At 57.3% G+C, this 13,447-nt stretch carries 10 protein-coding genes; 2 read left to right on the forward strand and 8 right to left on the reverse strand.

Annotated elements, in window-relative coordinates:
• Positions 1–282: 282 nt before the first annotated feature.
• From ONV78_RS05300 to ONV78_RS05325, 6 genes are all read right to left on the reverse strand, one after another.
• Positions 283–1,908 carry a methyl-accepting chemotaxis protein gene (locus ONV78_RS05300; RefSeq protein ID WP_279501654.1) on the reverse strand — a complete coding sequence of 542 codons (1,626 nt, stop codon included), beginning with the start codon at positions 1,906–1,908 and terminating at the stop codon, positions 283–285.
• Between the two features lie 162 nt (positions 1,909–2,070).
• Complete coding sequence (locus tag ONV78_RS05305; protein WP_279501673.1) at positions 2,071–4,743, reverse strand: response regulator; 2,673 nt, start codon at positions 4,741–4,743, stop codon at positions 2,071–2,073.
• 327 nt (positions 4,744–5,070) lie between these two features.
• Complete coding sequence (locus tag ONV78_RS05310; protein ID WP_216737496.1) at positions 5,071–5,541, reverse strand: hypothetical protein; 471 nt, start codon at positions 5,539–5,541, stop codon at positions 5,071–5,073.
• Between the two features lie 118 nt (positions 5,542–5,659).
• Positions 5,660–6,229 (reverse strand): DUF924 family protein, encoded by a 570-nt coding sequence (locus ONV78_RS05315; protein WP_279501675.1) that lies wholly within the window; start codon positions 6,227–6,229, stop codon positions 5,660–5,662.
• Positions 6,222–6,479 (reverse strand): hypothetical protein, encoded by a 258-nt coding sequence (locus ONV78_RS05320; RefSeq protein ID WP_279501678.1) that lies wholly within the window; start codon positions 6,477–6,479, stop codon positions 6,222–6,224. Before ONV78_RS05320 ends, ONV78_RS05315 begins: the two co-directional genes overlap by 8 nt.
• Positions 6,480–6,578: 99 nt before the next feature.
• Positions 6,579–7,367: an SDR family oxidoreductase gene (locus ONV78_RS05325; RefSeq protein ID WP_279501680.1), complete on the reverse strand. Its 789-nt coding sequence runs from the start codon at positions 7,365–7,367 to the stop codon at positions 6,579–6,581.
• A gap of 133 nt (positions 7,368–7,500) precedes the next feature.
• Between ONV78_RS05325 and ONV78_RS05330 the strand changes: the two genes are divergently transcribed.
• Both ONV78_RS05330 and betT read left to right on the forward strand, forming a co-directional pair.
• Positions 7,501–8,400, forward strand: a complete 900-nt coding sequence (locus ONV78_RS05330; protein ID WP_279501682.1) for a LysR family transcriptional regulator — start codon at positions 7,501–7,503, stop codon at positions 8,398–8,400.
• Positions 8,401–8,607: 207 nt separating this feature from the next.
• Positions 8,608–10,581, forward strand: coding sequence for a choline BCCT transporter BetT (betT, locus tag ONV78_RS05335; protein ID WP_279501684.1), 1,974 nt, complete (start codon positions 8,608–8,610; stop codon positions 10,579–10,581).
• A gap of 26 nt (positions 10,582–10,607) precedes the next feature.
• Here betT and ONV78_RS05340 read toward each other — a convergent pair whose 3' ends face one another.
• Together ONV78_RS05340 and ONV78_RS05345 are read right to left on the reverse strand one after the other, a co-directional pair.
• Positions 10,608–11,909: an amidohydrolase gene (locus ONV78_RS05340; protein WP_279501686.1), complete on the reverse strand. Its 1,302-nt coding sequence runs from the start codon at positions 11,907–11,909 to the stop codon at positions 10,608–10,610.
• Between the two features lie 35 nt (positions 11,910–11,944).
• A complete protein-coding gene (locus tag ONV78_RS05345) occupies positions 11,945–13,372 on the reverse strand; it encodes an aldehyde dehydrogenase family protein (RefSeq protein ID WP_279501688.1) in 1,428 nt (475 codons plus the stop codon).
• Positions 13,373–13,447 lie beyond the last annotated feature (75 nt).

The raw sequence follows: 13,447 nt of genomic DNA on the forward strand, positions 1-13,447 counted from the left end.
GGCCTCGAGCGTGCAGTATAAGGGGCAATAGTGTTATACGACAGTTGGGAGAATGAAGTATGCCTCCGATAGTAACTGTTCCCGAGCCTGCGACGTTGGCTCTCTATGGTATAGCGCTCTTGGCGATCATCCTCTACCGAGGCATGAAATCCAAGAAACACGGTTAAATTCATTGGCGGTGAATACCCCTCTTAGCGTTATGTTAAGAGGGTTTTTTTTGCCCTGAAGAAAGTACGCCACAAACCTTCCCTGGTTTATGCATTCAATTCAAGAGAGATAGGACTAGCGGCGCAGACGAGAAGAAAGCTCTGACGCGCGATCGGCGAGATGGGTCAGGCGACCAATCTTATCTTTGGCGGATGTTGCATTACGTGCGGATTCGTCAGTCAATTCCGACACTTCCTCCAGATTCTTGGCGATATCCTCAGATACCGACAATTGCTCGTCGGACGCGGTAGCCACTTCTGTATTCAAGGCGTTCACTTTGGCGATGGCTTCGCTGATGGAAGAGAGCTTTTCTGACGCGCTGGCGAAATAGCCGCTGCATTCGTCAGTGATGCGATTACTGGCCTCCATCACAGACACCGTGTTTTTGGCGCCGTTTTGCACGCTGTCGATGATGGACTCGATTTCCGCGGTGGAGTTCTGGGTTTTCTGCGCCAGAGAGCGTACTTCATCCGCCACTACCGCGAAGCCGCGCCCCTGTTCGCCCGCCCGGGCCGCTTCAATGGCGGCGTTCAATGCGAGCAGGTTGGTTTGTTCGGCGATGCCGCGAATCACATTTAACACGGTGCCCACATTTTTGGTGTCTTCAGCCAGCTTCTTCACGGTGTCCGAGCTGCTCGACACTTGCTGTGACAGGCGTTTGATGGCGTCGTTGGCGCGCTTCATCGCCTCCATGCCGTCTTTGGCGGCAATATCGGTTTCATGGGCCACTTCCGCAGCGTTGCTGGCGTTCTGGGCGACCTGCTGAGAGGCGGCGGTCATCTCCTGCATGGCGGTGGCGACATGAATAGTGCGGCCGTTGGAATCCTGCGAACAGTTAACGATATCGTCAGCGGCGCGGGTAATGATCGTGATGTTTTCGCCGAGATCTTCCGCCGTTTTGTCCATGGCGGCGGCGAAATCGTCGAGAAACTTCTGTAGTTCGGCGGCGGAATTCGACAGTCGGCCCAGTTCATCCCCGCGGTTGGAGGAGAAGTCATGTCCCATCTCCCCGTGGCTGAGCTTGCTGATCTTATCAATGATATTGCGGGTAGGGCGCACGATACGCACATTGATCAGCGATAGCACGATGATGGCCGACGCCAGGGTGACGGCGGCGAGAACGATGCTCCAGAAAGTAAAGCTGCTGCTGAATTCGTGGTGGGCGCGGGTGTAAGACTCGGTGACGTGCGCCTTGAGACTGTCCGCCAGATCCTGCAATAGTTTGGTGGGCTCTCTGTCGATGCCGGAGACTGCATTGTCGCCAGCCTGCGGATCGAAGTTCGCCTGTTTGAACTCCGCCAAACCCTCGCGATAGGCCTGCCCCATAATCTTATGGCGATTGATAAACTGATCCAGCGTCGACTTCATGGACTCTTCCGGCAGCAGCGGGCGGATGGCGGTGACCTTTTCCTGTACCTTGGCTTCCGTCTCTACGAAGCGATCCCAGTACTTTTTCAGGTTATCCGGTTTACCTCCGCGCAGCAGTACGTTTTTCCATTCCTGCACTTGAATTTTAAACAACGCGACGGACTCATTCGCTTCCTGCAGAAGATCTCCATTTCTGGCCAGGGACATTTCCAGCTCGCTGATGCGGCGCTCGTTGGAGACGGCGCTGAAAATGCCTGCGGCCAGCGTCAGCAGTCCGCTTAACACGACGACAGCTAACAGTTGATTAAACAAACTTCTGGATAACCATTGCATGATTGACTCCGGAACGGATCGGAACGAAGAGTGGTATGTATCTATAAAGTAATAGCATATAAGAGGATTTTTGCTATTTATGGCGGGATGCTGCACGTTTGTTGCAGTTTTATGACAGAACGCTGAACGTTGGTGGGAGAGCGAGTGTTTTTTGAGCTGATCTCAGGCTTGGGGTGCGGTGACTGTGCAATGTCCGAGCAACTCCTGCAGGAGCTGATCGAGCTGATTCCGGTCCAGAGGTTTGCCGAGATAACCTTGCGCGCCGGACTCCATATAAGTGGCGATATCGGCGGGCTCGGTGTTGCCGGAAATGATGTAAACCGGTTGTGTGTATCCCTGAGAGCGCAAGGCGCGTAGCGCCTCCAGACCATCCATGACCGGCATTTGGATGTCCATCAGGATCAGATCGAAACTTTCCGCCAGCGCCGCCTCCAGCGCTTCCTGACCATTCTCGACGGTCACCACGGTCAGGGCGGGGCCGATGCGCTCAATCTGACGTTTGAACAGCAAGCGGTTGACGTCGTTGTCTTCCGCCACAAGGATGCGTCCGGTGAGGTCTTCCGGCACTGTTGGCAGGTAAAGCCGCAGCTTTTGATAGAAATGCAGGCGGTCGACCGGTTTGGCGATGAAGTCGATAAAGCCCAACTGCCGGTACTCATCCAACTGATGGCGCATGACATTGGCGGTCAATGCAATCACTGGCGGTGTCTGGCTGAATTCCCGTAAATGCTGGATGGCTTCATCTCCGCCCATTTCCGGCATCTGGATATCCAAAAGAATCAGGTCGAAGCGAGACGCGGACGCCGCTTCCACTGCTTGTTTGCCGTTGCTCGCCAAAGTCACGCTGAGGCCGGCTTCCACCAGGAAGCGATGAAACAGCGTCTGGTTGTCGAGGTTGTCTTCCGCCAGCAGCACTTTGCCGCGCAAACGGGGAGCGCTCCAGGCGGCGCCGTTCAGCTCCAGCCGCTGACGTGCTTTCTCGAATTCTTCCAGGCTGTTTATCCATGGCGTCTGGCTCAGGTCGCCGGCGTTGATGGTGACGCTGAAGCGACTGCCTTCGCCTTGGGAGCTATCCACCGTCAATTCGCCGCCGAGCATGTGAGCTAGTTGCCTGGAAATGTAGAGTCCCAGTCCGGTGCCGCCGTACTGGCGAGTGGTGGAGCTGTCCGCCTGCACGAAGGGTTCGAAGATCTTTTTCAGCTCGCCCGGTCCCAGCCCGATACCTGTGTCAGTGACGGTGAAGCGCAGCAGGTTGGCGTCCTTCTCATAACTGACGCCAAAGTGAATGCTTCCCTTGTGAGTGAACTTGGTGGCGTTGGCGCCCAGATTGAACAGGATTTGTTTGAGACGTGTGGGGTCCGACTCAAAATGCGCAGGCAGCGGCAATTTCGGCGTGATGTCCAGGGTCAGACCTTTTTCGTGCGCGCGCATGCCGATGTGGGAGCGCAGATCTTCAATCAGGTTCGGCAATGAAATCTGCATGTGCTCGATTTCGATCTTTTCCGCCTCGATTTTCGACAGGTCGAGAATATCGTTGATGATGGTGAGCAAGTGACGACCGCTGCGCACGATAATGTCGATAAACTGGTTACGCTCCTCGCGACTTAAGTTGCTCTCCCGCAGCGATTCCGAGTAGCCGAGAATCGCCGTCATGGGCGTGCGTATCTCGTGGCTCATGTTGGCGAGAAAACGACTTTTGGCGGCTTCCGATACTTCCGCGGCGCGTTGGGCGTTGAGCGCCTGCTCTTTGGCCTGCCGGGCCTGTTCGAAAAGCTGGGCGTTACGCACCGCAGTGCCGACCTGCACCAGATACTCAGCGATGGACTCGATGGCGGCGGCGTCCAGATCCAGAGGTTGGACGTAATTGACGAAGCCAAAGCCGCCAATGACTTTGTTATCTACATGCAGGGGAAAGTAGGCGATGGAAATAGGCGCGCGAAAATCGTAGAGACGTTTGTCCACTTTTGAGGTTGTGGCGTCAGGGGGAGGCACCCGGGGAATGAACAGCGGCTCGTCTTTCACCAGAGGGCGGACAAAGATGCTGTTCTCATCTTCGGGGAGGAAAAACGTGAACCCCTCCGACTGCTTGACCTCTTGCGCCGTCAGCGCGTCACCATAGCTTTTCACCAGCACCAGGCGCTCCAGATTGTCTTCGAACAGTGTGATGTAAACCTGTTCGAACGGCTGGATACGACGCAGGGACTGCATGACCCGGCCCATGATCAGGTCCAGTTCGAGGTGGGTGTTGACCGCATGAGCCAGTGAGCTGATGTCGATCAGCGACTCTTTCTGCTCCAGCAGGCGCAGCTTGGTTTGATTCAGTTTGAGGTTGATGCGATGCAGCAGCATGCCCAGGCTCATGGTGTAGCCGAACAGGCCGCCGGAGGCGATCAGGGTCGGCGTCAGCTCCAGGCTGGGACGGAAATAAAAGTCAGTGATCAAGCCTGTCAGCAGAGCGCCGGTGATATTGGCGACAATGCCTTTAAAGAAGAATATCGCGCCGTCGGCGGCCAGATTGGTCATCCAGGCGCCGCAGATAAAAGCCAGCGTGATCAGGGGATTGAATCCCCACAGCGCAACACAGGCGCCATAGGCGAAGGAGTCGACCAGTATGTTATCCAGCTCATGCTGCTTGGATTCGGAGAAGAAATACGCCAGGTGAGGGTAAATCAGCGTGTGCAGGACGATCAGCCCCCACATGAGCGAGTGGCCGGAAAATTTGAATATCGCGATGTGCAGGCACAAAACGATCATGCAGGCGATAACGCGCAACACATAACCATTGCGCACCTGGGTCGATTTCTGTGCGGACGGTAACTCGGCTTTCCTTTTCACTACTCACACGCGCGGTTGTTGTTTTTCGCCACGCCGGTTCAGGCGCAGCAGTGGCGACGCCGAAATGCTGACAGCCCTAAGTATAGCAAAGGCTGTCCTGCGCTCGGCCCCCATCGGCGCTGGCGATCAGCAGCAAGCCACTAACGCCCCAACGGGCGGATAAGCCTGACGCTTTATTCGCTACAGCATTTCCATACACGACTGTGCTGGTTAGTCTAGTCGACCGGAGGGCCTATGGATATTGTCCATCTGGCACTGCGGAAAGTACGGACTCTTCGCGGCGCCTTCGTTGCAAATCGCGGCAGCGGTTACGCAACGGCGACACGCCTACTTCATGGAGAGGCGCGAAGCCAGGCTGTTGTGAGTAACTTGGGCGGCGGTCAGCAGCAGAATGACTGCGATTGCGCCAGTAAGGGCTTGTTGCCACAGGTCCGGCGTTTGCAGGATTTCCGGTAACAACAGGGCGGGAGTGACGATCACCGCCAGCAGGATACCCACCAGCTTGAGCAGGGTGCGACTGACGCAGATGGTGCTCAGGCGCAACAATGAAGCCGCGGCGTTACGCTCACACTCTTGCGGGCTGAGTTCGTCGTCCAGTGCGCGCAATGATTCAAACACCCACTCGCGTCCCAGACGATGGCCCAGGAACATCAGCAGCAGGGGGCAGATGGCGATCATCAGTCCGCCTTTCACCAGGTCGCTGTGCACGACGCGGCTGCCTTCGATCATGATCGAAGCGGATAGAAAAACGGTTGAGCACTGAATGATGAGCAACAGCTTGGCGGGGGAAAGACGCATTGTGTACCGACCCTCTGCAGTGTTGTAGTGATAACCCGTGATGCTAATTAATGCTTCCGTCAATTTCAGTTGTTCTTTCTTAGCGGTCGGTAACGGTTTGCAACTTGCGTGGAGGCTGTCAGCCAGCGAATCCGCCGGCGTCCAGAAAAGATTGCTCCGTTTGGGTGGTGACGCGCCCCAGCATGGCGTTGCGATGAGGAAAGCGGCCGAAGCGCTGGATGATGCTGCGGTGACCGCGGGCGTGCGCGCTGTAGTCTGCCCCTAATCGCGCATTCAGACGCACTGACAGATGCTGATCTTCCTCTTGTTCGGAGTGCGCGAAAGGAAGATAGAGGAACAATCGCAACGCCGGATCGACCCGTTTGTCGAAGCCCTGCGCCAGCGCCGTCTTCGCGAACATCAGCGCCAGCGCGTCGGTGGCGTACATGTGCGCGCTGCCGCGAAAGGCGTTACGTGGGAACTGGTCCAACAGGATCAACAACGCCAGCGCGCCATCCGGCGATTGCGCCCAATGGTCCAGTTCTCTTTTGGCGGCGTGCATATGCAACGCAAGAAATCGGTTGCGAAAGACGTCGTCAAAAGCGGGGTCTTTCGCGAACCAGTGTTGCGGACCGGCGTCTGACCAAAACGTGATAACGTCAGCGATTGCCTGCGCGGAATGTGTTGGCGGCGCATTAAGACTAGTCACGGGAAAATCTCCACCAACAAAACAGGGCGACAGCAGAAGGGATGGCGAAGATGAGCAGGAATATAGGGGCTTCTTCCATAACGGAATAGCCGGCGCGGGAAACGCCAATCCACATATTGACGCCGGCCGCGACTGCCCAGACAGGAATGAAGATCAGCGCCGCCAACGCCAGCGCGCCGAAATAGCGCCCAAGCATCAGACAGATCGCCAGCAGGGTGAATCCGCCGAAGATCATAAGGAGTGTGTGCATGGTTATGGCTCCGCTATTCGTTGATAAAAAAACGTAATCAGGACGGCTTCAGTCCCGGCTGCGAAATCGCGCCGCCGCCGGGATCTGCAAAAAGCTGGGCTACTTAGTGGTGTAGCCGCCATTAGCCAGAATGGTTTGTCCGGTAATCCACCAACCTTCCGTCACGAGATAACGGACCAGAGTGACGATATCCTGAGGATCGGTCAGGCCGGTGCGGGTAAAGGGACTCAAGGCGGCCGCCGTCTGATGATAGTGAGCGGACTCTTGCGTTTCCTGGCCATAGAAGAACGGTGTTTCCATGGGACCCGGCGCTACCGCTGTGACGGAAATGCCGCGTTCGCCCAGCTCTTTGGCCGCTGCCCGGGTGAAGTGCTCCACGGGTGCCTTACTGCCGGCGTAAATAGAGTAATAGCCTGTGAATGCTCCCAGCAGAGATGTGACGATCGTGCACAACTTGCCGCCGTCACTGAGCTTTTTGCCGGCTTCCTGCATGAAGAAAAATGCGGCTTTGGAATTGATGGCGAAGATCTTGTCATAGTCAGACTCGCTGATTTCCGGTAGCGGCTTCTTGATGACCATGCCAGTGGTGTTCACCGCCACATCAACGCGGCCAAAGGCGTCGACGGCGGCGTCGAACAGGCGGGTGACTTCAGATACCTGGGTCAGATCTCCCTGAATCATCAGCGCCTGAGCGCCAGCGGCTTTAACCGCCGCAAGCGTTTCTTCCGCCGCCTGGCGGGTGGCGTCGCTGTTGTAATGAATTACGACTGCGCTGGCTCCAGCCTCGGCAAAGTGGCGAGACAACAGGCCGCCCAGGTTTTTGGCGCCGCCGCCAACGAGGACAATTTTATCTTTGAGAGTGTGCGAGGTAAGGGATTGCGTACTCATGTCATGCTCCTCTGTAGATGAATGGATCAGACGAACGCCTGACCTGATTGCATTCTATCTGTGCGGCTGTTTCGCATAATGGCCGCGCCGTTGCATAATCTATCCATGAATTGCGAATAATAGAGAGGCGGATATGGATAGGATCGACGCATTGCAGGTGTTCGCCCGGGTGGCGGAAACCGGCAGCTTTACCCGGGCGGCGGACTTGTGCGAGTTGCCTCGCTCCACCGTATCTTCCGTAGTGCAGAAGCTGGAGGCCAGCTTGGGCGCGCGCCTGCTGCATCGCACTACTCGTCGAGTCAGCCTGACGCATGATGGGGCCGCTCTGTTGGAGCGCTGCCGTCATTTACTGACGGAGATCGAAGAGATTGAAAGTATGTTCCGCGAGCCTGGGGCGAAGGTGAGCGGGAAACTGAAAGTGGATGTTCCCAGTCGCTTCGGTTCCCGGGTGATTGCGCCGGCGTTGCCGGACTTTTTTGAGCGCTATCCGGATATTGAGCTGGAGCTGGGAGCGACGGATCGCACTATCGATCTGATTCAGGAAGGCGTCGACTGCGTGGTGCGAGTGGGCGATCCCGGCTCCGCCAGTCTGGTGGCCAAACCGTTTGGGAAAATGGAATTCGTAAACTGCGCCAGCCATGCCTATATAGCGCGTTACGGCGCGCCGCAGACCCCGGATGAGTTGAGCGCGCACCGGGCGGTCAGATTCGCGTCACCCAATACCGGACGCGCTGAGCCCTGGGAATATGTGCAGGATGGGGAGCTGCATTATGTGGACATGCGCAGCTGGGTGACGGTGAACAACGCGGAGACTTATGTGGCCTGCGCCCTGGCGGGGATGGGGCTGTTACAGGCGCCGGCGTATGACGTGAGGCATCTGCTGGCCTCCGGGGAACTGGTGGAAGTGCTGCCGGACGCCAGAGCGGAAGCCATGCAGATTTATGCGATGTATCCCCATCGGCGGCAACTGTCTCGCCGGGTGCGCGTCTTCATCGATTGGGTGGGCGAACTGGTCAAGGTGGTCTGCGTCTGAGCATCGACGCGCCCGATGAGGTATACTAGGCAGGCTAAAGCGCCTGTTTAGGCACGCGTAATTGGTTGTTGATCAACCTGTCTACATGATCGCGGGAGTCGTTGGGAATACTCTGACGCACTGCGATTGCTAGGTAACTCTAAGGCACGCCGGATGCGCATCCTGCGACCTTATCGAATCAAATGCACGACGACTTAAGGACACATTATGAATGGGAGCCCGAAAGCGCGTTTAAATCCCCCTGTCTTTTTTACCTCCTCTGGACTGATTGTATTGCTGGTGGCCTTTGCGGCGCTCTTTCCTGAGAAAGCCAGCGAGTTGTTCACTGAGCTGCAGGCGGCTATTGTCGCCAACGCCAGTTGGTTTTACGTGCTGACAGTGGCGATCATTTTGATCACTGTCTGCTTTCTCGGGTTGTCTCGTTATGGCGAGATCAAACTGGGCCCGGATCATTCCACGCCGGATTATTCCTACATCACCTGGTTCGCCATGTTGTTCTCCGCCGGTATGGGCATCGGCCTGATGTTCTTTGGCGTGGCGGAGCCGGTGATGCACTTTCTGTCGCCGCCGGTTGGCGATGGCGGTACGGTGCAGGCGGCGCGTGAAGCCATGAAAATCACCTTTTTCCACTGGGGCCTGCACGCCTGGGCGATCTACGCCATCGTGGCGCTGATCCTGGCGTTTTTCAGTTATCGACACGGTTTGCCGCTGACGCTGCGTTCCGCGCTGTATCCGTTAATCGGCGAGAAGATTTACGGCCCTATCGGTCATGCGGTGGATATTTTCGCCGTCATCGGCACCCTGTTCGGCGTCGCCACCTCTTTAGGCTATGGCGTACTGCAGGTGAACTCCGGCTTGAATCACCTCTTTGACATACCTGTCGGTTTAACGACGCAGGTTATCTTGATCGTTTTTGTGACGTTCCTGGCGATACTTTCTGTCACCACAGGCCTCGATAAAGGCATTCGCCGTCTGTCCGAGTTGAACATGGCGCTGGCGGTGCTTCTGCTGGTTTTTGTGTTGCTGGCGGGCCCAACGGTGTTTCTGTTGCAGGCGTTCGTACAGAACCTGGGGGCGTACGCCTCGGATATCGTGCGTAACACCTTTAATCTGTTCGCCTATGAGAAAACCGACTGGATTGGCGGTTGGACTATTCTGTACTGGGGCTGGTGGATGTCCTGGGCGCCTTTCGTGGGGCTGTTCATTGCGCGGGTGTCGCGAGGGCGGACGATTCGCGAATTCGCTATGGGCGTGTTGTTCGTGCCTACTGGCTTTACCCTGATGTGGATGACCTTTTTCGGCAACACCGCTATTAACATGATTCTGAATGATGGCCTGACTTCGTTGGGAGACACCGTTTCCAGCGACGTCACTATCGCTTTGTTCGCCTTCCTGGAGCAATTCCCGTTCTCCGGCGTGTTGTCGCTGCTGGCGACGGTGATGGTGATCGTGTTTTTCGTGACCTCTTCTGACTCCGGCTCCATGGTGGTGGACATGCTCTGTTCCAACGGCCGTGACGACACCCCCATGTGGCAGCGGGTTTACTGGGCTGGCGGCGAAGGCATTGTCGCCGCCGTCTTGCTGGCCGCAGGCGGTCTTGGGGCGCTACAGACCATGACTATCGCCAGCGCGCTGCCGTTCGCCGTCGTATTGCTGATCGCCACTTATGGCTTGATTAAAGCCCTGCGCATCGACGCCTTTAAGCGGGACAGTCTGCAGCTCAATGTGCAGCCGGCTGCGCCCATGGTGCATGACGAAAACTGGCGCGATCGCTTATCCAACATTGTCGATTACCCGGACAAAGATAACGTCAGCCGTTTCCTGGGAACTATCGCCAAACCCGCCTGTGAGTCGGTTTGTAAAGAGTTGCGGGAACATGAGCTGGATGCGCAGGTGGAAGAGGACCGGGAGCGCCATCGAGTGCGACTGACGGTGATGCTGGGCAATGAAGTGGACTTCGTTTACGAGGTGCGCAGTCGTTCTCATGTGAAGCCGAACTTCATCCACCCGGAGGAATCCATTGAGGACGCCCCTGAAGAGGAGCGCTACTACCGCGCCGAAGTGCATTTGCGCGAAGGCGGGCAGGACTATGATGTGATGGGCTGGAGCAAAGTCGCGGTGATCAACGACATCATCGACCAGTACCACAAGCACATGCACTTCCTGCATTTGCTGCGCTAATCGCCGCCTCTGCGCCGACGGCGAGGTTACTTCACTTCGCCGTCGGCCACCATGCGATAAAACATCTCCACGCCCCAGGGCAATAAGCGCTCGTCAAAATCGAACGCGCAGCTGTGGTGGCCGTCTCCGACTGGACATCCCAATATCAGGTGGGTGGCCAGTCCCCCCTGATCCCGCACTTGCCGCACCATATAGCCGGCGTCTTCGCTGGCGGGAACCAGATAAGGCCGCTGCAGCAATTCCTCCGGCAGTCCCAAATCGCGGGCGATTGTCTCCGCTTTCGCCGCCAGTTCCGGACTGTTAGGCCAGCCCGAGAATTCGGCGAAGGTGGTTTTCTCATATTCCACGCCATTCATCATCGCCGCGCCGGCCAAGACTTGCTCCGCTTGCTGCGCCATGTAATCAGCCACATCGTTGTTGGCGCCGCGCACCTCATATCGGAAACACACATCGTCAGCGATGACATTGTGGGCGTTGGCGGAATGAAAGCGCCCGACGTTGATGCGTGATAAACCCCCGCTATGTCGAGGCAGGGCGTACAACCCTTGCACCGCCTGACAAGCGGCCAACAAGGCGTTGCGTCCATCCTGCGGCGCGTTGCCAGCGTGGCTGGCGCGTCCTTGAAACCGGACGTCATAGATTTTGGCGCAAATCCAGGTGGCGTCGCAGATGATCTGGTAGGCGTCGACGATACCCAGGTGCAGGGTCATGAAGCGTTCGACTTCATGCAACTGCGGCAGGTCCGCAAAGACGACTCCGCCTCCTCCGACTTCCTCCGCGGGCTGGAAAAACAGATGCACGCGTCCGCACCATTGTTCTCGCGTGGCGGCAAGGCGCTGTGCGAGTCCCAGTCCGATGGTGAGGTGTCCGTCGTGGCCACAGGCGTGCATGACGCCGGGGTTGTCCGAAGCGAATCCCTTCTCGGCGGGAGGATGGGAGGGATCGCGGCTTTCCTGAATGGGCAGGGCGTCGATATCAAAACGGAATCCCCACACCGGACCAGGGCGTCCACTGTCCAGTGTCGCGCAAAGCCCGGTAAGATTGCCCGCCATGGCGGCGAGGTGCGGATCGTTCCTGCCCAGAGCGGCCTCCGCACGGGCGTAAGCCTGCCGAGTGACCTCCGCTTCGGGTGGGTTGGGCGGCTTGCGTTCGCCATAGAGCGCTTTGCCGTAAAGCACGTCGAAGCCAAGTTCAGACAGTTCTGCGCACAGCCGGGCGCTGGTGCGAAACTCGGTCCAGGACAGCTCGGGTTCGCGATGAAAACTCTGTCTTATTGCGCTTAACGTTGACTGCTGCGCTGCATCGGGAAAATCGGGAAAGCCGCTCATAGGGTCCTCATTAGCGATAGATAAAGTCGGTGGCGTCAGCGCAACTTACTCGGGTCCAGATTAACGGATTTGCGCGCGCTAAACGCCTGCAATCCTTCCGGCGCCAGCGCCAGAGAGCCGTTGCCGGAACTGCGCTGACCAATCCAGCCAAGTCGCGCGTCCACGAAATTACAGCGATTGACGAAAACCGTGCCGGATTCCATGGCGGCAATATACTGCTCGGCGCGCTGTCGGGACGCCGTGAAGATAGAAGAGGTCAGACCATAGGCGCTATTCAGCGCTTGTTCAATGGCTTCATCATCATTGCTGACAGACATCACCGGTAAAACCGGGCCAAAGGTTTCTTCCTGCAAGACGCGCATGCCGGGTTTTACGTCGGCCAGCAAGGTGGGTCTGAGGAAGTCGACCACGCCGATGCGCTCCGTAGTTCCGCCGCACAGCAGGCGGGCGCCGTCCCGCTGCGCCTCCTGTGTCATCGCCAGCAAATTGTTCACCGCTGGATCGCCGCCATGCAGAGGGCCCAGGGTGGTTGCCTCTTCCATGGGGTCGCCGTTTTTCTGTTCTTCCATGATAGCCTGCGCCTTATCCATAAAGGCGTCGTAGATGCTGGCGTGGGCATAAATGCGTTTTACGGCGCAGCAGGATTGTCCTGAATTGTGCAGTCGCCCGATCCTCACCGCCCAGAACGCGGCGTCATCAAGGTCCGCGTCTTCAGCGATATAGGCGGCGTCGCTGCCGCCCAACTCCAGGGAACTGGCGATAAACGGGTCCGCTACGTCGTTGAGCGTGCGCTTGGCCACACTTTGCTGAATGGCGCGGCCGCCTCTCACTGAACCGGTGAACACCACATGATTGATGTCGGCTTCTTCAATGATGCGCGCGGAGACATCAAAGTCCACGGTGACATTGATGAGCAGATTTTCGATGTCGGCCATAACCCCGAAGGCGTTTTCGAAATGCGCGCCGACGGAGGGTGTCGTGGTGTGCTTGAGCACGACGGCGCTGCCGCTCAACAACGCGCAGATCGTGCCATTGATGGCGCAGAACAGGGGATAGTTCCAAGGGGTAATGATATAGACGACGCCCTTGGCGCGGCATTCGATGCGGCCCTCGAAACTGGGATCGTCATACTCGGGGTGACGACTTGGGCGCAGGGCGCCGTCTTTGGCGAAGCGGCACAGATATTCGGCGCGTTCAAGCATGAAATCCAGCTCTTCTCCAGCCGCTTTCAGAGGTTTGCCTACCTCCCGGGTGACGCCCTGCGCGATATCCGGGCGATGATGGCGGAAATAATCCAATGCTTTCATGACATGCTCGGCGCGCTCTTCGGGCTTCAATCTGCGCCAGTAATAGGAGGCGCCCTGGGCGTCATTGATTCGCAAGTTGACGGACTCGAATGTCTGAGAGGGCTGGGAGAATTCCAGCTCGCGGGTGAAAGGATTGTAGACGTCGATTTGACTCATAGTGAGGCCTCCTGCTGTGTGGGTCGACCGCGGTCTTCGATGACGCGGTGGATAGCTGTGTGGGTGATTTTTAAA

This window comes from Hahella sp. CR1, from assembly GCF_029813005.1.
Taxonomy (GTDB): Bacteria; Pseudomonadota; Gammaproteobacteria; order Pseudomonadales; family Oleiphilaceae; genus Hahella.

Bases quoted from the DNA above. Each gene is read 5' to 3' on its own strand.
- ONV78_RS05330 (WP_279501682.1), top strand. From the start codon at position 7,501: ATGGATAGGATCGACGCATTGCAGGTGTTCGCCCGGGTGGCGGAAACC.
- ONV78_RS05300 (WP_279501654.1), bottom strand. From the start codon at position 1,908: ATGCAATGGTTATCCAGAAGTTTGTTTAATCAACTGTTAGCTGTCGTC.
- ONV78_RS05345 (WP_279501688.1), bottom strand. From the start codon at position 13,372: ATGAGTCAAATCGACGTCTACAATCCTTTCACCCGCGAGCTGGAATTC.
- ONV78_RS05325 (WP_279501680.1), bottom strand. From the start codon at position 7,367: ATGAGTACGCAATCCCTTACCTCGCACACTCTCAAAGATAAAATTGTC.
- betT (WP_279501684.1), top strand. From the start codon at position 8,608: ATGAATGGGAGCCCGAAAGCGCGTTTAAATCCCCCTGTCTTTTTTACC.
- ONV78_RS05340 (WP_279501686.1), bottom strand. From the start codon at position 11,909: ATGAGCGGCTTTCCCGATTTTCCCGATGCAGCGCAGCAGTCAACGTTA.
- ONV78_RS05310 (WP_216737496.1), bottom strand. From the start codon at position 5,541: ATGCGTCTTTCCCCCGCCAAGCTGTTGCTCATCATTCAGTGCTCAACC.
- ONV78_RS05320 (WP_279501678.1), bottom strand. From the start codon at position 6,479: ATGCACACACTCCTTATGATCTTCGGCGGATTCACCCTGCTGGCGATC.